18 protein-coding genes are annotated in these 18273 nt (G+C 39.5%); 11 read left to right on the top strand and 7 right to left on the bottom strand.

Going from position 1 to position 18273, the window contains the following annotated elements:
- The first annotated feature begins 236 nt into the window (after positions 1 to 236).
- The 4 genes from pth to serS all read left to right on the top strand — a co-directional run bounded on the left by pth (position 237) and on the right by serS (position 4471).
- Positions 237 to 866 (top strand): aminoacyl-tRNA hydrolase, encoded by a 630-nt coding sequence (pth, locus tag RM541_RS16220; RefSeq protein WP_311501181.1) that lies wholly within the window; start codon positions 237 to 239, stop codon positions 864 to 866.
- A gap of 7 nt (positions 867 to 873) precedes the next feature.
- Positions 874 to 1812 (top strand): bifunctional riboflavin kinase/FAD synthetase, encoded by a 939-nt coding sequence (locus tag RM541_RS16225; RefSeq protein WP_311501182.1) that lies wholly within the window; start codon positions 874 to 876, stop codon positions 1810 to 1812.
- Positions 1802 to 3124: an HTTM domain-containing protein gene (locus RM541_RS16230; RefSeq protein ID WP_311501183.1), complete on the top strand. Its 1323-nt coding sequence runs from the start codon at positions 1802 to 1804 to the stop codon at positions 3122 to 3124. The genes RM541_RS16225 and RM541_RS16230 overlap by 11 nt, the downstream gene beginning before the upstream one ends.
- A gap of 75 nt (positions 3125 to 3199) precedes the next feature.
- Complete coding sequence (gene serS, locus RM541_RS16235) at positions 3200 to 4471, top strand: serine--tRNA ligase (protein WP_311501184.1); 1272 nt, start codon at positions 3200 to 3202, stop codon at positions 4469 to 4471.
- A 58-nt stretch (positions 4472 to 4529) separates the two neighbouring features.
- Here serS and RM541_RS16240 read toward each other — a convergent pair whose 3' ends face one another.
- Positions 4530 to 4751, bottom strand: coding sequence for a hypothetical protein (locus RM541_RS16240; protein ID WP_311501185.1), 222 nt, complete (start codon positions 4749 to 4751; stop codon positions 4530 to 4532).
- A gap of 288 nt (positions 4752 to 5039) precedes the next feature.
- On the opposite strand from RM541_RS16240, the gene RM541_RS16245 reads away from it, so the two are divergent.
- The 6 genes from RM541_RS16245 (at position 5040) to RM541_RS16270 (ending at position 11404) form a co-directional block, all read left to right on the top strand.
- Positions 5040 to 6824: a tetratricopeptide repeat protein gene (locus RM541_RS16245; RefSeq protein ID WP_311501186.1), complete on the top strand. Its 1785-nt coding sequence runs from the start codon at positions 5040 to 5042 to the stop codon at positions 6822 to 6824.
- Positions 6825 to 6858: 34 nt separating this feature from the next.
- Positions 6859 to 7167 carry a DUF4286 family protein gene (locus RM541_RS16250; RefSeq protein WP_311501187.1) on the top strand — a complete coding sequence of 103 codons (309 nt, stop codon included), beginning with the start codon at positions 6859 to 6861 and terminating at the stop codon, positions 7165 to 7167.
- Positions 7168 to 7209: 42 nt separating this feature from the next.
- Complete coding sequence (gene rsmA, locus RM541_RS16255) at positions 7210 to 8043, top strand: 16S rRNA (adenine(1518)-N(6)/adenine(1519)-N(6))-dimethyltransferase RsmA (RefSeq protein WP_311501188.1); 834 nt, start codon at positions 7210 to 7212, stop codon at positions 8041 to 8043.
- Positions 8027 to 9379, top strand: a complete 1353-nt coding sequence (gene mgtE / locus RM541_RS16260) for a magnesium transporter (RefSeq protein ID WP_311501189.1) — start codon at positions 8027 to 8029, stop codon at positions 9377 to 9379. The genes rsmA and mgtE overlap by 17 nt, the downstream gene beginning before the upstream one ends.
- A gap of 639 nt (positions 9380 to 10018) precedes the next feature.
- Complete coding sequence (locus tag RM541_RS16265; RefSeq protein ID WP_311501190.1) at positions 10019 to 11005, top strand: 2-hydroxyacid dehydrogenase; 987 nt, start codon at positions 10019 to 10021, stop codon at positions 11003 to 11005.
- 9 nt (positions 11006 to 11014) lie between these two features.
- Positions 11015 to 11404 (top strand): VOC family protein, encoded by a 390-nt coding sequence (locus RM541_RS16270; protein WP_311501191.1) that lies wholly within the window; start codon positions 11015 to 11017, stop codon positions 11402 to 11404.
- Positions 11405 to 11601: 197 nt separating this feature from the next.
- Here RM541_RS16270 and RM541_RS16275 read toward each other — a convergent pair whose 3' ends face one another.
- The 6 genes from RM541_RS16275 to RM541_RS16300 all read right to left on the bottom strand — a co-directional run bounded on the left by RM541_RS16275 (position 11602) and on the right by RM541_RS16300 (position 17088).
- Positions 11602 to 12252 (bottom strand): SDR family oxidoreductase, encoded by a 651-nt coding sequence (locus RM541_RS16275; protein WP_311501192.1) that lies wholly within the window; start codon positions 12250 to 12252, stop codon positions 11602 to 11604.
- A 101-nt stretch (positions 12253 to 12353) separates the two neighbouring features.
- On the bottom strand, positions 12354 to 14156 hold the full coding sequence (locus RM541_RS16280) for a GNAT family N-acyltransferase (protein WP_311501193.1): 1803 nt from the start codon (positions 14154 to 14156) through the stop codon (positions 12354 to 12356).
- Between the two features lie 28 nt (positions 14157 to 14184).
- The gene (locus tag RM541_RS16285; RefSeq protein ID WP_311501194.1) at positions 14185 to 15453 is read right to left on the bottom strand and encodes an aspartate kinase; all 1269 of its coding nucleotides are present in this window, start codon (positions 15451 to 15453) and stop codon (positions 14185 to 14187) included.
- Complete coding sequence (locus RM541_RS16290) at positions 15450 to 15929, bottom strand: GNAT family N-acetyltransferase (protein WP_311501195.1); 480 nt, start codon at positions 15927 to 15929, stop codon at positions 15450 to 15452. Before RM541_RS16290 ends, RM541_RS16285 begins: the two co-directional genes overlap by 4 nt.
- 57 nt (positions 15930 to 15986) lie before the next feature.
- The gene (locus RM541_RS16295) at positions 15987 to 16475 is read right to left on the bottom strand and encodes a GNAT family N-acetyltransferase (RefSeq protein ID WP_311501196.1); all 489 of its coding nucleotides are present in this window, start codon (positions 16473 to 16475) and stop codon (positions 15987 to 15989) included.
- A 187-nt stretch (positions 16476 to 16662) separates the two neighbouring features.
- Complete coding sequence (locus tag RM541_RS16300) at positions 16663 to 17088, bottom strand: TerB family tellurite resistance protein (RefSeq protein ID WP_311501197.1); 426 nt, start codon at positions 17086 to 17088, stop codon at positions 16663 to 16665.
- A 139-nt stretch (positions 17089 to 17227) separates the two neighbouring features.
- On the opposite strand from RM541_RS16300, the gene RM541_RS16305 reads away from it, so the two are divergent.
- Positions 17228 to 18256, top strand: coding sequence for a ligase-associated DNA damage response exonuclease (locus tag RM541_RS16305; RefSeq protein WP_311501198.1), 1029 nt, complete (start codon positions 17228 to 17230; stop codon positions 18254 to 18256).
- Positions 18257 to 18273: the final 17 nt, after the last annotated feature.

Below are 18273 nucleotides of genomic sequence, written 5' to 3' on the forward strand. Positions count from 1 at the left end.
GCTTAAAGCTTTCCACTTTCCTCTCTCCACTTAAAGAGCCTTTAAAAATGCCAATTTTCGGCCTTGAGTAAAACCTTAACCTTTTTATTTTAAACTAACGGTCTACAGTCTACGGTCTACGACCTACAGCCAAAAATTCCAGTTTTCATCAATCAGTTAATCCTGGAACTTTTCAACTTTAAAACTTTCCGACTTTCAACTGAATATTTAATTTTATCTTTACCAAAAAAGAGCATATGCTGTCTTTCTTCGGAAGAATATTAAGTAAAAGAAAGCCTCAGGAAGAAGAAATAGATCCCATGAAGAAATTTTTAATCGCCGGCCTTGGAAATATTGGTCGGGAATATGAAAATACCAGACATAATATAGGTTTTAAGATTGTGGATTTTCTCGCCGCTCAGGAGGAAGTTAACTTTTCTACCGACAGGCTGGGAGATATCGCCCAATTCAAATTTAAAGGACGGACTTTTATTTTGCTGAAGCCCAGTACTTACATGAATCTCAGTGGAAAAGCAGTGAATTACTGGATGACGAAGGAGAAAATTCTTCCCGAAAACCTGCTGGTGGTTACAGATGATCTTAACCTTGCCTTTGGAACCTTACGATTAAAAACAAAAGGCAGTGATGGAGGGCATAATGGGCTAAAAGACATCCAAAACGTCCTGAATACCACAAGTTATAACAGATTTAGATTTGGAATAAGTGACGAGTTTTCCAAAGGAAAACAGATAGATTACGTGCTGGGGGAATGGACGGAAGAGGAAGAGAAAAACCTTCCGGAAAGATTAAAAAAATCTGCAGAACTTATTAAGTCTTTTGGAACTGCAGGAGTTTCGAATACAATGAATAATTTTAACGGAAAATAAGCCGACTTTGAAAGAACATCAGGGAGCAAATGCTTTTCACAGTGAGTGCCAGACGGCGGTAACTATAGGGACTTTTGACGGAGTACATGCAGGTCATCAAAAAATTATTGAACGGCTGGTAAATACAGCAAAAGCAAATAATCTTGAATCTGCTATCCTTACTTTTTTCCCGCATCCAAGAATGGTGCTGCAAAAAGAAAGCGGACTTAAGTTAATCAATACAATTGCTGAAAGGAAGCAGATGCTGGAATCTACCGGCGTGGATCATTTAATAGTCCACCCTTTTACGCACCAGTTTTCAAGACTTTCGGCATTGGAATTTGTACGCGATATACTCGTAAATAAACTGAAGGCGAAAAAGGTAATTATCGGCTACGATCATCGTTTTGGAAGAAATCGTACTGCAGACATTAATAATCTCAAGGATTTTGGAGAGCAATTCGGTTTTGAAGTCGAAGAAATTAGCAAACAGGAAGTAGAAGCAGTTGCGGTAAGTTCTACCAAGATCAGAAATGCTCTTTATGAAGGAAGGGTTGAAAAGGCAAATAATTACCTGCAGCACCCTTTTACCTTAACCGGAACTGTGGTAAAAGGTCGCGGACTGGGAAAAGAATTTAATTTTCCTACCGCCAATCTGGAAATAAAGGAGGATTACAAGTTAATTCCGAAAAATGGAGTTTATGTGGTAAGATCCCAAATTGATGGAAAATATTTCTTCGGAATGATGAACATTGGTACAAATCCTACCGTTGGAGGGGAAGATCAAACGGTTGAAACTTACTTCTTTGATCTGGAACAGGATCTTTATGATAAAAAACTTCAGATTGAACTACTGGTGCGCATTCGGGACGAGAAAAAATTTGATTCAGTAGAATCTTTAAAAATCGCGATGAAACAGGACCAGGCTTTTTCCAGGCAGTACATACGTGATAATTATGCTGAATAGGTGGCTGTTTAAACACATAGATAATTCTGCTCTTGTAGTCTTCCGCATTCTTTTTGGGATGCTAATTACCATAGAAGCGTGGGGTGCAATATTTTCAGGATGGATCCAAAGAACGCTTATAGATCCGCCAAAGTTCACTTTCAATTTTATAGGTTTTGAATTCTTGCAACCGTTACCGGGCGATCTTATGCTTTGGTATTACGGACTTATGGGATTATTTGGTGTTTTTGTGATGCTGGGTTTTAAATACCGCATTAGCATTTTCTGTTACGGACTTATGTGGACAGGCGTTTATCTGATGCAAAAATCTTCCTATAATAACCATTATTACCTGCTAATGTTGCTCTGCATCATTATGCTTTTTTTACCTGCGCACCGTAACCTCTCCATAGACGCTTTAAAAAATCCATCCCTGAGAAAAATTTCTATGCCGCGCTGGGTCTGGATCGTAATTGTGCTGCAAATGTGGATTGTGTACACCTACGCTTCGGTCGCCAAATTCTATCCCGACTGGCTGGACGGTACAATGCCGGATATCCTGATGAAGAGTAAAGAAGATTACTGGCTGGTGGGCGATTTTCTTCAGAAGCAATGGATAAGACCGGTAATTACCTGGTTCGGACTTATTTTTGACCTGCTGATAATTCCGCTTTTGCTTTGGAAAAGAACACGTCTCATGGCATTTTTTATGGCTGTGTTCTTTCATCTTTTTAATAGCGTAATTTTTCAGATCGGCATTTTTCCTTACCTCTCGCTGGCTTTTATCCTTTTCTTTTTCCCTACGGAAAAGACCAACAAATGGTTCCTTCGGAAGAGAAAACCGCACTACGACAAAGGAGAAATCATAGTACCTTCCTATAACAAGGCGATAATTGCCATTTTAGCGTGCTGGTTTATTATCCAGGTTTCCCTGCCGCTAAGGCATTGGTTTTTTCAGGATAATGTGTTGTGGACAGAAGAAGGACATCGTCTAAGCTGGAGAATGATGCTGCGGTCTAAAAGAGGAAGCAGTTACTTTAAAGTTGTTGAAAAAGGAACTTCAGACACCCTTGTTGTGAAAAAATCTGAATATTTAAGCAAAAAACAACGACGGGCACTTAATTCCAAGCCCGATATGCTCTGGCAGTTTGCCCAATACCTTGAAAAGGAGTATGCTGAGAAGGGGAAGGAAGTAGAAGTTTACGTAGATGCACGGGTAAGTGTAAATGGGCGACCTTTAAAACAGCTTATTGATCCAAAAGTAGATATGGCCAAGGCAGAATGGAGCCATTTTGGCCATAATGACTGGATTTTACCTTCAGATTTAGACTAGAATTTTTAAGCGCTTTTGTTACATTTGCAGCTTCAAAATTAATTTTTAACCGGCACTTTAAAAATCAACGCCCTTATGTTACAAGTCAGCATTATCAGAGAGCAAAAAGATGCATTTATAGCAGCTTTAAAGAAACGAAATTTTGATGCTCAGGGGATTTTTGATGAAATCCTGCAGCTCGACGATATGCGCCGTTCTACGCAAACAAAGCTGGACAACACCCTGGCTGAGTCCAATAAATTATCCAAAGAAATTGGAATTCTGTTCAAAAACGGGGAAAAGCAAAAAGCAAATTTGCTAAAAGAGAAAACCGGAAGGTTAAAAGAAAATTCGAAGAATTATTCAGAGTTGCTTGCCAATACTATTATTGAAATGGAGAAGCACCTGTACACTATTCCTAATATTCCGCACGATTCTGTTCCCGCGGGCACTTCTGAAGAAGATAATGAAGAGGTTTATAAAGAGGGTGATATTCCGGTGTTGGCCGAAGGTGCTTTGCCACACTGGGAACTGACAAAAAAGTATGATATTATAGATTTTGAATTGGGAAATAAGATTACCGGGGCTGGTTTTCCTGTATACAAAGGAAAAGGAGCCAGGTTACAACGTGCACTTATTACTTATTTTCTTGACAAAGCTGTGGAAGCGGGCTATACCGAATATCAGTTGCCGTTAATGGTAAATGAAGCTTCCGGTTATGGTACAGGCCAACTTCCCGATAAAGAAGGGCAGATGTATCATATTGCTCAAGATGATCTGTATATGATTCCTACGGCAGAAGTGCCTATAACCAATATGTTTAGAGGAGATTTATTGACCGAAAATGATTTCCCGATTACCTGCACCGGTTATACGCCTTGTTTTAGAAGGGAAGCCGGTTCTTACGGTGCCCACGTACGCGGATTAAACCGTTTGCACCAGTTTGACAAAGTAGAGCTGGTAAGGCTGGAAAAACCTCAGGATTCCTATGCCGCCCTGGATGGAATGGTGGAACATGTAAAAAATATTCTTAAGGATCTTAAATTGCCTTATCGCATTCTGCGCCTTTGTGGTGGTGACCTTGGATTTACTTCGGCATTAACTTATGACTTTGAAGTTTTTTCTACCGCACAGGATCGCTGGCTGGAGATAAGTTCTGTGTCAAATTTTGAAGCTTTCCAGGCAAATCGCCTGAAATTGCGCTATAAAGACAAAGACAACAACAAAGAGCTTGTACACACTTTAAACGGAAGTGCACTGGCCCTGCCAAGAGTGCTTGCAGGCATTCTGGAAAATTACCAAACTCCTGAAGGTATAAAAGTGCCTGATGCTCTTATCCCGTATACCGGATTTGATATAATCGATTAGCGGATAAATAAAAAGGCCATCCAAATAATTTTGAATGGCCTTTTTAATCCTAAAGAGACTAACTGTCTCTTTTATTTTTCTTTCCTCTCTGTGTAATGCCTTCTGCCTCACTGGCGTCCTTCAGGTCATTGTCTCTTTCTTTCCTCTTTTCGGCGTGATCACCTTCCGCTTCCTTTGCTTTTAGAACGTCTTCGTTAAAATGAACACCATCACTGTGCTGGTCGTTCAAAATAACTTCGTCTCTTTCTTCATCTTTTTTCTTATTGCTGTTTGGATTCATCTTTTTCTTTTTAAGATAAGATTTATGCTCAATACTATCGAATAATTTTTAGACATTATAATACATTTAACTGTTGGTAATCAGTTCTATATCATCAACACGGAACGGAAGGCACAGGTTAAAGAAATAATTTGAGCCAGATTTTCTTCGAAAAAATAAGAATTAAAAAATTTCACTGTTTCAGGATCAGTACTTTCAGCACAACTATTTTTCAAAACATCTCATTTTATAAAACTTATTCAGTAGTAGTAACCTCTCTGGAATTAATCGAATCCTTATCTTTACAGTATGCGCTTTTTTCTATTCATAATTCTTTTTTTAACTGCCAGTTTCTCGCTGTTTGCACAGTCGGAACAATTGGCCAGGAATTTTTTTGAACAAGGAGAATATGAAAAGGCTCTTAAGACTTACCAGCAGCTCTTAAAACAAAATCCTGCTAATCCCATGCTTTTCGAGGGGGTGGTCTCCTCTTATCAGCAACTGGAGAATTTTGAAGAGGCAGAAAAGCTTTTGTATGAGAAGCTAAATAACTCAGCCAATAATCCAAATATTTTAATAGAACTGGGCCATAACTTTGAGCTGAAGGAAAACAAAGCCAGGGCCAAACAGTTTTATGAAGAAGCCCTGGATGCAATTGAAGGCAGACCAAATTATGCCTATTCTATAGCTCGTGGATTTGAAAAATATAATCTGCTGGATTTCGCTTCCCAGGCTTATGAGAGAGCTATGGAGCTTAGTGCAGATATGAATTTTAGTCTCCAGCTTGCCCGTATTTACGGGGAGCAGGGAAAGACGGAAGAGATGTTTCAGAATTACCTGGACCTTATCGACGCCGATCCTAAATTTTTTCCCATTGCCAACAGGGAATTTAATCGCTATATTTCTGAAGATGCTTCTTCAGAAGCTAATGTGACCTTCAGGAAATTAGTGCTGAAGAAGCTTCAGGAAAATCCTGCTTTGATTTATAATAAGATCCTTAGCTGGCTTTTTGTTCAGCAAAAACAATATGATCGTGCTTTTCTTCAGGAAAAGGCGATGTACCGCCGCGGAGAATTTGGCCTACAGGGTGTTATGAATTTGGCAATTATCGCCCGGGATAATAAAGATTTGGAGACAGCGAAAGAAATTATAGAATATGTAATAGAAGAGTCGCCTTCAGAGAATACCGTTCTACAAGGAAGTCAGCTCTTATTAGCGTTAAAACAGGAAAGTGCGAATCCGGAGGAATATGATTCACTGGACAAGGAATTTCAACAGTTGTTAAACCAATATGGCTATGGTATAAATACGCTTTCACTTCAGATCGATTATGCTACATTTTTGGCTTTTAACAGAAATAAAACTACAGAAGCCGTAGACTTACTAAAAAATCTGTCTGAAAACGTGACCAGTAACTTTGACAAAGCTCAGGTGAAACTAACACTTGCCGATATTCTCGTTTTAGAAGAAAAATTTAATGAAGCATTGATTTATTATTCACAGGTGCAGAAACTTGTGAAAAACGATGAATTTTCTCAAAATGCACGCTTTAAAGTGGCAAAAACCAGCTATTATAAAGGTGATTTTGAATGGGCCAAAAACCAGCTGGATGTTTTAAAATCTTCAACATCACAGCTAATTGCCAATGATGCGATGGAACTGAGCCTGCTTATCGAGGATAATTCCATTGAAGATTCTACACAGGCAGCATTAAAGCAATATGCCAGGGCAGATTTATTGGCATTTCAGCAAAAAGATTCCGAAGCTATAAGTGTTCTGGATAGCGTTCTGGAGTTTCATAAAGGGGAAAAAATTGAAGACGAGGCGCTGCTGAAGCAGGCAGGATTGTATGAGAAGGGTGCAGAATACAAAAAGGCGGAAGCTAATTATCTTCAGATTATAGAGCTTTACAATGAAGATATTTTGGCCGATAATGCCAATTTTTACCTGGCGGAATTATATGCCAATCACCTTAATGAGCCGGAAAAGGCAATGACTTTTTATGAAAATATAATTTTTAATTTTGCCGACAGCATCTTTTTTGTGGAAGCCAGGAAAAATTTCCGCACTTTACGGGGAGATCAACTTGAATAGTCTGTTTCTAAACTTCAAATAAAGAAGAAATTTTATGTATATATATAACGTCACTGTTAATGTCCAGGAAGAAATTCATGAGAAATGGGTAGCCTGGATGAAAAAAGAACATATTCCGGATATGTTAAAAACCGGAAAATTCTCAAAGGCTTTAATGACCAAAGTGATGGTAGAGGAGCCAATGGGAGGAATTACTTATTCTGTTCAATACACCGCTGACAGCAAGGAATTACTTCAGGAATATTACGATGAAAATGCAGAGGAACTTAGGGCGAAAACCAAACCTTTCGAAGGAAAGTTCGTAGCTTTTAGAACAGAACTCGAAGTAATTTCTGAACAATAATCTTTCCCGGACTGCCATAAAGGAGCAGATAAAACCACAGTTATGAAAAAGCAGAAAAAATTTAAAGCCTCCTTTGGGGCTGGGGAAGAGAACGGAGCTGTAAGGGCAAAAAAGCATCTTGGCCAGCATTTCCTAAAAGATGAAACTATAGCAGAAAATATTGCTGATACCTTAAGTTATTCCGGATACACGAAAGTGCTGGAAATTGGTCCGGGAATGGGCGTTTTGACTAAGTATTTGCTTCAGAAAGATGCAGAAGTGCATGTGATAGAAATTGATACTGAAAGTGTAGCCTACCTTCATGAGAATTACCCGGCACTGCATGGCAGGATACATGAGCAGGATTTTTTAAAATATGATCTGTCCCAGGCTTTCCAGCAGGAGCCTTATGCTGTAATTGGCAATTTTCCCTATAATATTTCTACACAAATTGTTTTTAAAGTACTGGAGAATCGTGACCTGGTTCCGGAATTTTCAGGAATGTTTCAGAAGGAAGTGGCAAAGCGTATTTGTGAGAAAGAAGGCAATAAAACCTACGGAATTTTATCTGTACTTACGCAGGCTTTTTATGAAGCCGAATATCTTTTTACCGTGCCACCTTCAGTATTTAATCCGCCGCCAAAGGTAGACAGTGGTGTGCTGCGGTTAAGGCGTAAGGAAGATTGTTCCCTTCCCTGCGACGAGAGATTGTTTTTCCGTGTAGTAAAAGCAGCATTTAATCAGCGTCGTAAAACGTTAAGGAATAGTTTAAAAAGCTTTGATCTGCCCGATAGTCTAAGGGAAGATACTATATTTGGGCAGCGTCCGGAGCAGCTAAGTACAGAGGCTTTTATGGATCTGACTTTAAAAATTCAGCCTTATGCAATTTCAGGTTAGTGATGAACTTATAGAAAGAATAGAATTTCTCATCGAAAATCAAAAGGATGAGGAATTGCTGGATCTTCTGGAGGAAATCCACCACGCTGATATTGCAGAAATTATAACAGAGTTAGAACTCGAACAGGCTACTTACCTGGTTAAATTGCTGGACAGCCAGAAAACGGCAGAGGCGTTAATGGAACTGGATATTGGCGTTCGGGAACGTATCCTGGAAACCCTTTCTTCAAAAGAAATTGCTGAAGAGTTAGAGGAAATGGATACCGATGATGCTGCCGATATCATTTCTGAACTTTCTCTTGAGCGTCAGCAAACAGTAATTGCCGAAATTCAGGATGAGCAGCACGCTGGTGATATTGTTGAACTTTTACGGTATGACGAGAATTCTGCCGGAGGTTTAATGGCAAAAGAGCTGGTAAAAGTAAACGAAAACTGGAGTGTAACAGGCTGTATGACAGAAATGCGTGCCCAGGCTGAAAATGTGACCCGGGTGCATTCCATATATGTGGTAGATAACAAAGATAAACTGAAAGGACGCCTTTCACTTAAAGATCTTCTTACGGCCTCCAGTAAAGCTAATATCAGCGATATTTATATTCCCACTGTAGATTACGTAAACGTACATACCGAGGGGGAAGAGGTTGCCAGGGTGATGCAGAAGTATGACCTGGAGGCAATTCCCGTGGTAGATGAAATGGGGCGGCTTGTTGGCCGTGTAACGATAGATGATATTGTTGATTTTATCAGGGAAGAGGCAGAAAGGGATTATCAAATGGCGGCCGGTATTTCTGAAGGGGTAGAAGCAGATGCTACTATCTGGAAATTAACGCGGGCTCGTTTGCCATGGCTGATTCTTGCTCTTTTTGGAGGATTTGTAAGTGTAACGGTGCTTGGAACATTTGATGCCGCCATGCAGGAGCACGCTGCACTCTTTTTCTTTGTGCCGCTAATAGCCGCTATGGCCGGTAATGTGGGGGTACAATCTTCAGCAATTGTCTTGCAGGGTCTGGCGAATCAGAGTTTAAGGGGTTCGCTTTTGCAAAGGCTAATTAAAGAAATATTATTGAGCCTTTTAAACGGAGTTGTACTGGCAACACTGCTACTTGTAGGCGGAATTCTTCTTTTGGGTTTTGACTTTCTTTTTGGTCTCACAATTGGGATTTCTCTTATTTCAGTAATCATTATAGCTTCTCTTATAGGAACCTTTGTGCCTATCATTCTCGATAAATTCGGAATAGATCCCGCTATGGCTACAGGACCTTTTATAACCACCAGTAATGATATTTTCGGGATCATCATCTTCTTTTCCATTGCCAAGGCTATATTAGAATTTTAAGAGACTTCTGAAAAATGCCAATTATCGGCCTGTAGTTTTTTTATTAATGCTGAAGCTGTTCCAATCGTCTTCAAAATGTCAGGTTAAGCCTGTCGAAACCTACTTTTTTGAAACTTTTTAAAACTATCTCTAGAACTTCTCCTGAAGGCGACACCTCGAAAAGGACAATTATCGGCTATCATCAATTGAGAATTCATAGTAAAATTTAAAGTGAGGCCGTCTTTCTTTTTCATCTAAGGAAAAAGAAAGAGCCTTTTCGGAGTCACACTGAGCCTGTCCAAGTGTGAACAATTAAGCAAATTCAGGAAACCTTAGTTGTATTTTCTTCTTCAAATGTCAGGTTGAGCGGAGTCGAAACCTATTTTTTCTTACTGAAATTCTTTGAAATATATTTATATAGCTTTCCTGAAGGCGATACCTGAAAAATGTCAATTTTCGGCTTCTAGTTTCCCGAAAAATTTTTCGGAGTACTTTCAGAATCTTTAGCGCTTTTGAGTGAATATTTTTGATCTGTTTATCTCTGATTTTCTTAATTAAAATCATTCTTTACCTTTGTAAGTTATGATCTGAAAACGGGAAATTATTTCATTTCAGGTTATGAATTAGTTCAATAATAGATTAAATCAAAAACTACTACAAATGATTATTCTACACTCCGATACCAACCATCCTATTTTACTTAAAAAACTTGCTGAAGCAGGGCATCACAATGTTGAAGCTTATGAGCAAAGTCGGGAAGAAACCCTGCAAAATCAGCATTTATATGACGGGATTGTAATAAGGAGCCGGTATACGATAGATAAGGAATTTATAGACGCCGCACCAAATTTGAAATTCATTGCAAGAGTAGGCGCCGGACTGGAAAATATTGACGTTCCCTATGCTGAAGAAAACGGAATAACGCTGTTTTCTGCGCCAGAAGGTAATATGAATGCGGTGGGAGAACATACGCTGGGAATGCTGCTTTCCCTTTTTAACAAGTTGAACAAAGCTGATAAAGAGGTGAAAGAAGGGCTATGGCATCGTGAAGAAAACCGCGGAATTGAACTCGACGGGAGAACAGTAGGAATTATTGGTTACGGAAACATGGGAAAGGCATTTGCCAAAAAACTCCGGGGTTTTGATGCTGAAGTGCTTTGCTATGATATTAAAGCTGACGTGGGAGATGATAACGCCAGGCAGGTTGATATGGATGAATTTTGTGAAAAGGTAGATGTGGTGAGCCTTCATACTCCATGGACAGAGAAAACTCATCAAATGATCAATAATGAATTTATTAAAAAATTCAGAAAGCCTTTTTGGTTTGTTAATACTGCGAGGGGAAAAAATGTGGTAACTGAAGATCTGGTGGCCGCTATTAAAGATGGCCGGGTGCTTGGTGCCGGACTGGATGTGCTGGAATATGAAAAAGCATCTTTTGAAAGCCTTTTTGCCAACAAAAAGAACGTGGCTATTAGTGCAGCAGAACCACTACCGGAAGCAATGCGGGAGTTAATGTTTCTTCCAAATGTAATCCTTAGTCCGCATGTGGCAGGCTGGACGGTGGAATCTCATAAACGACTTGCAAGTGTAATTGCTTCTAAGATAACAGAGAAATTTGGCCGTGGAGAAGGCGATAAAGATTAATTTCATCTAATGAAAAAAAGAGTCACGGGAATTGGCGGAATTTTCTTCAAGGCGAAAGATCCGGCGGCAGTTAAGAATTGGTATTCCACACATCTGGGGCTGGATACAGATCAGTGGGGATCTACTTTTTGGTGGAAGGATGCTGAAGGTAACGATTGTTCGACACAGTGGAGTCCTATGAATGAAGACACTGAATATTATAAGCCATCTTCTAAGCAGTTTATGATAAATTACAGGGTGGAAGACCTTGAAGAATTATTAAAGACCCTTAAAGCTGAAGGAGTACAGGTAATTGGAGATATAGAATCCTATGATTACGGAAAATTTGGCTGGATTATGGATCCTGAAGGTAATAAAATTGAGCTTTGGGAACCAAAGGATAAAGCTTTTCTTGAATAATAAGAGGTGGCCGGGAAATGGCAATTTTCAGTATCAAAAAAGTCATAATGCCAGGGCTTAGGCCTTCAATGCTTCTTCAACTTTGACAATTGCTAAAGTCAATGAAAAGCATTATCAGAATTAAAAAAACCTCCCGAACTATGCAATTCGGGAGGTTCTTGTTTTACTTACCTCAAAATAAAATCAGCAAAGTCTGATTAACCCAGTTTACTCAATTCAATCATCGCAGATTTAATTGATTCTTCACCTTCAATGGCTTCAAAAGTCATGTTTTTCACTAATGGATCTGCAAGGCTCATTACAAGCAAAAATGCCACATCATCACGCGAAATTTCTCCCTGCTTATTAAGCTTTTCGGCAACTTCTACCTTAGCAAGGCCCATATCATCAGTTAAAGCCCCGGGACGTACAATGGTAAATGGTATTCCACTCTCTCTTAAGTGCTCATCTGCAGCTTTCTTCGCTTTCAGGTAATGCTCAAGATCTTCAAATTTCTCGGGAGTATCTGTTCCCATAGCGCTTAGCATGATAAATTTTTTGACGTTACCTTTTTTAGCGGCATCTATAAGTTTTATCGCTCCATCTTTGTCCACAGCAGTAGTTTTTTCCGGACCAGTCTTCCCGCCAGATCCTGCTGCGAAAATTACTTTATCTATTCCCTGCATGGTATGATCCAGGTTTCCTTCAAGATCTGCAAGTATGCTTTCTACTTCCATGTCTTCGAAGATTTGCTTTTGTTCCTCTTTCCTGATCAGGGCTACGGGGGAAAAATTCTCTGTATTGTTTAAGATTTCAACAACTCTTTTTCCAGTCTGGCCGGTGGCCCCGGCTATAAGTATATTTTCCATTTAATTCAAGTTTTTTGTATCTGGTAAGGTAATAATGAAAAGGCGGCTCTCCTAAATCGTGGCTTAGTATAACAAGAAATTAACAGGAGTAAAAGAGATTTTTATTTCGCGGAATTAATATTTTGCTCCAGTTCCTTCTGTAACTCTTCCATTACTGGTTTTACAGTGCTTTCAGGAAGATCTGCAATCCGAATATACATTAATCCGTCTACTGCATCGTTAAACAGCGGATCTACATTAAAAGCAACCACCTTCGCGTTCTGTTTGATGTATTTCTTGATCAAAACCGGAAGTCGCAAACTTTCAGGTTCAATCTCATCAATGATTTTATCAAATTTATTCAGATCGGCATTGCTGGAGTCAAAAATAAAATCTTTATCAGCATCTTTCAGCTTTACTCTGAATTCTTTTTTCGGTTTTATATACTGAGCTACAAAGGGATCGTAGTAGTGAGATTTCATAAATTCAATCATCAGCGACTTGGAAAAATTGGAAAATTTATTGCTGATACTTACTCCGCCAATAAGATATTTATGTTCAGGAAAACGAAGCGTACAATGCACGATCCCCTTCCAGAGCAGAAATAAAGGCATCGGCTTTAGCTGATATTCTTTGGTTATAAATGCGCGCCCCATTTCTATGGACTGGCTCATCATCTCGTGCAGTTCGTGTTCAAACCTAAAAAGATCCTGAAGATAAAATCCGTTTATGCCGTGATCCTTGAAAATTTCGGCTCCCATTCCCATGCGATATGCCCCGGCGATCTTTTTAGCTTCGTTATCCCAAAGAAAAAGATGATAATAATAGTTGTCAAACTTGTCAAGATCTGTAGCATTATTGGTGCCTTCACCAATTGCTCGAAAAGTAATTTCCCGTAAACGTCCTATCTCCTTCAAGACATTTGGGACGATCTCTTTTTTTGCCAGGAATACTTCATAATTTTTGCTTACCAGAAGTCGTTTGTCAAGCTGTCTGCAGGTTTCCACTTCGCTTTCCATTAAAGCTTCATTTGTTGCTATCGCAATTTGCTTCGGAATTTTTGGGAGTTTCAAAGATTTCGGAATCTTTTCGAAAATGTTCTTTTTTTCAAAAACATTTGCCAGCATATAGGTTTTTCTGCGTAAAAAAGCAGTAAAAGCTTCAATATTGGTGTGCTGCACCTGGTCTTCTACAGGGATAGGATTTCCAATACGAACCTTTATCTTTCTTTTCTTCTGGGAAAGCATTTCACTGGGTAGTTTTGCAGTACGCAAGATGTCGCTCATGGAAGCCAGCCTGTAAAAAAACGTGCTGTTTTTAGCATGAAAGTAAATCGGGATTACCGGAACTTTTGCCTTCTGAATAAGCCGCATTGCAGAAGGTTCCCAGGGTTTGTCCACAATCATGCGATGGTCTCTGTAAGTAGAAACTTCTCCTGCGGGAAATATTCCCAGAGGGTTTCCTTCACGCAAATGTGCGATGGCAGTTTTAATACCACTTACGCTGGATTTTGCCTCTTTGTGATTTTCAAAGGGATTTACAGGCATAATATAGGGCCGCAAAGGATCCAGCCGGTGCAGTAGGAAATTCGCAACAATCTTATAATCGGGACGTTGACTGAGTAAAATTTTCATCAGGATCATTCCGTCAATTCCACCTAGCGGATGGTTGGAAATGGTAATAAAAGGACCGGATTTCGGAATTCTTTTCAGATCCTTTTCGGGAATATCGAAGTCGATTTCAAAACCCTCAAGAATAGAATCTATAAATTCCGGGCCTTCCAGATTTTTTCTTTTTTCATATTCTTTATTGAGCCGGGAAAGCCTGGTAGTTCTAAGAATAATCCAGCCGAGGGAAGTGCCGAGAAATCCATATTTCTCGAAATGCATCACCCTGGCGACTTCCCTGGAAGTTACTATACCCATAATAAAGCAAATTATCTCCTAAATATAATTATTTAGATGCTATTTCCTGTGCTGCAGTAACGAGCTGTACCGTATTCTGTGCAACCTGTTTTAAAAGAATTTTCCTGTCTTTTTCCAAAGTTTTTACGGCTGCATCGGTAAAATGCCGAATGGTATATAAAGAAACACCGGTAGTAAAACTGACTTTATACCTGGCTTTTAAATGCTGAATAAGTTTTTCCAGGTTGTTGAATTTATTATCCACGCATACCGAAAAGCTAATAGCAGAATTCTGTATAAGATCTACTTTTATCTGATATTGATGAAAAAGTCTGAAGATTTCGCTGATATTTTCCTCTACCATAAAAGAAAAGTCCAGTGAAGAAAGCGAAATCAGCACCTGATTTTTCTTTACTATAAAGCATGGGATGGACGGGATTATATGTTGCCCTTTGCTTACCGCAGTTCCCGGATCATCAGGATTTAAAAATGATTTTACGTAAAGCGGAATTTCCTTTCGTTGTAGCGGCTGCAGGGTTTTCGGGTGGATAACGGAAGCCCCGTAAAACGCCAGTTCAATAGCTTCTTCATAAGAAATTTGTTCCAACAATTGTGTTTTCTGAAAAACCCGTGGATCTCCATTTAAAACTCCGGGTACATCTTTCCAGATCGTGACACTTTCAGCATTTAAACAATAGGCAAAAATTGCTGCAGTGTAATCACTCCCTTCGCGTCCCAAGGTAGTGGTAAAATTATTAGGATCTGAAGCTATAAATCCCTGGGTGATATTAAGTTCGTTTCCCTTTATTTTCCGCGGAATTTCCTCCTGGGTTTCTTCCCAGTTTACCTGGGCATCCCGGTAAGTAGCATCGGTTTTGATCAGGGTGCGCGCATCAAACCAGTTATTTTTTACACCTGAAGCTTCTAAAAATTCGCTTACAATAGTAGTAGAAATTAATTCGCCGTAACTCACCACCTGGTCGTAAACAAAATCATATTTGGTAGACTTGTTATGCGCAAGAAAGTTTTCCAATTCGGTAAAAAAATCTTCAATTTTTTTAAATACTGAAGCGCTGGGATTCAGAAATAAATCAGCTACAATTTCCTGGTGGTAGTTCTTGACAATAGACAATGCAGGTCGAAAATTGCCATTTTTAAGGTATGCCTCCACAACCTCCTCCAAAGAATTGGTTGTTTTTCCCATAGCGGAAATGATCACAAGTCTGTTGCCGTTTTGTGTTTTGTTCAGGACCCGGAGTACGTTTTTAACCCCTTCAGCATCTTTTACAGAAGCGCCACCAAACTTAAAGACCTTCATCTTCTTTTTTTGAGGTTTTTCTTTATTGCGGTTTCGCCCATGTGTACGGTGTACCAGTTTTTCTTGATGTCGGCACCTGTGTTTTCGTAGAATTCTATAGCGTTGCGATTTCCTTCAGAAACTACCCATTCTACTCTTTTCACACCATTTTCGTGGCCATATTCTACCACTTTTTGATAAAGCGCACCTCCAAGTCCGGTTCCTCTCATAGATTCCCGTACGATAAGATCTTCCAAATGAACTGTTCTGCCCTTCCAGGTCGAAAACCGGAAATATACAAGCGCCATACCTTCAATAGTTCCCTCTACATCAGCGACAAAACATTTAAAATTGCCATTTTCGAACCCCTCCTTTTCGAGATCTTCAATTTCCACTTCCACTTCATCTGAAGAATTTTCGTAAGCTGCAAGTTCTTTGATGAGGTTCAGGACTGCGGCCATGTCTTCTTTTCTGGCTTCGCGAATTGTGTACTCCATAATTGATGGTTTTTCACAAAAATAGGAATAGATTTTTATAGGAGAGGGATAAAAATACTAGTTTCCGGCGGTTTTGCTTAGAAAACTTTTCATTCCGCTTTCATCCATTTGCACGGTCCACCAGTCACGAAAGACAGTTGCACCGCTACGCTCATAAAAATCCACCGCATTTTTGTTCCAGTCCAGCACCACCCATTCTGTACGTTTAACACCTTCTCCACCGGCAAATTCAATTACCTTGCTATAAAGTGCACTTCCCAGACCTTTGCCACGGTAATTTTCCCTCACGATAAGATCTTCAAGGTGAACTGTTTTTCCTTTCCAGGTAGAATATCTGAAATACAATAAAGCCATACCCTGAATTCTGCCTTCAACTTCTGCTACAAAACAGGTGAAAAGAGGATCTGGTCCAAAACCGTCGCGTTTAAGATCTTCTGCGTCTATAATGACTGCATCAGGTTCTTTTTCAAAGATTGCAAGTTCATTTATTAGCTCCAGTACCCGGGGCATATCTTCTTTGGTGGCTTTTCGGACAATAAATTCCATAAATTTTATTTTAGTTTATCAAAAAGAGCAGTTAATAAAAGGCTATAAGTCGATAATTGCCATTTTTGACGCATGACTCTTTCTCTTCAGAATTATGATTTCTTCTGAAAAGGCATCAGGTATTCTCTCCTTCTTCTGCGGAAGAAAAAATTTTAAACTGGTAATTTAAGCTGAAATAAGTTCCTTATTATTTCTTATTCAGAAGATAACGGTAATCTTCAAAGTCTAATTGACCGCTAAAAATCTGTATAGATCTTTTTATAATCCCTTCAGAAGCGTCACTTGAAAAGCCAAGACCAATGGCGTATCTTTTGATGAGGATCGTCTCTTCTGCATCAATTTCGTGATCTGCATAGATAATTTTGAAAAGATCATGTAGCCGCTCCAGCCTTTTCTCCACGCTATTATAACCATTAATAGGAAAGGCACCGGGATTTTCTATCACCTTCTCGTATTCATTCTGGTTAATATCCAGTTTTCTGGCGAAGCGCCTTAGCATTTCTTCTTCTTTCTCATTAATCTCCCCGTCGCTTGCCGCTAAGTTAACAATAGCTGCAAAATGACTTAAATTACGTAAGTGCTCTCCCGAACCAAATAAATCTGAAAATGACATCTATATATTTTTAAACAAATATATATAAAGGCAAAATTCTTTTCCTCAAAATTGTTCTAAAAGCAGCAGGGAACATTCGCTAATGTTTTCTTAATCGTTCTTTTTAAGCTTTCAATTTAATTAATTTCATCAGTCGCCCATGAGAAATTCAGCTACACCCTTACTAGCCTTCAATAAAAAAGGAATTTACTGCGCCGCGGCAGATGTTTACCTGGACCCCTGGAAACCGGTGGAAAAGGCAATTATCTCCCATGGCCATGCAGATCATTCCCGCTGGGGCCATAAAAAATATATTACCCATCATACCAATGTTCCAATTATTAAGCACCGGCTGGGCGATATAGAAGTTTCGGGTAAAGAATGGAATGAGACGTTTACGATCAATAATGTGAAATTTTCGCTGCACCCTGCGGGGCATATTATTGGTTCTTCCCAGATTAGAGTAGAGCATAAGGGAGAGGTATGGGTTTTTACAGGGGACTATAAAGTAGAAGATGACGGCGTTGCAGTTCCTTATGAGTTGGTGAAATGTGACACTTTTATTACCGAATGTACTTTTGGTTTACCTGCTTTTAAATGGCAGCCGCAGCAGGAAGTTTTTGAAGAAATTAACAACTGGTGGGAGCAGAATAGGAGTGATGGCAGGACCTCAGTTTTATTCGGATATTCCCTCGGAAAAGCGCAAAGATTGTTGAAACACCTTAATCCTGAAATTGGAAAAATTTATACGCACGGCGCGATCGAGAATATGACTGAAGTCGTGCGTCCACTTTGCGACTTTCCTGAAACTATAAGGATTACCCGCGACACCACAAAGGAAGAAATTAAAGGAAGTATTGTGCTTGCGCCACCCAGCGCACATGGCTCGCCGTGGATTAAAAAAATGGTTCCTTATGTTACAGGTTCGGCAAGTGGCTGGATGACGTTTAGAGGCGCCCGCCGAAGAAGAGCAATAGATAAAGGCTTTGTACTTTCTGACCATTGCGATTGGCAGGGTTTGCTGGCTTCTATTGAAGCAACAGGATGTGAGAAAGTGATTTGTACACACGGGTATACCGATATTTTTTCACGTTACCTCTGTGAAAAAGGTTACGATGCGAGAACCGAAGAAACACAGTACGAAGGCGAAGCTGGGGAACAGGAAGCTAAGAAAGAACAGGAAGATTAAGTCCGGAGAAAACCAAC

Source organism: Autumnicola psychrophila, from assembly GCF_031846645.1.
Lineage (GTDB): Bacteria > Bacteroidota > Bacteroidia > Flavobacteriales > Flavobacteriaceae > Autumnicola > Autumnicola psychrophila.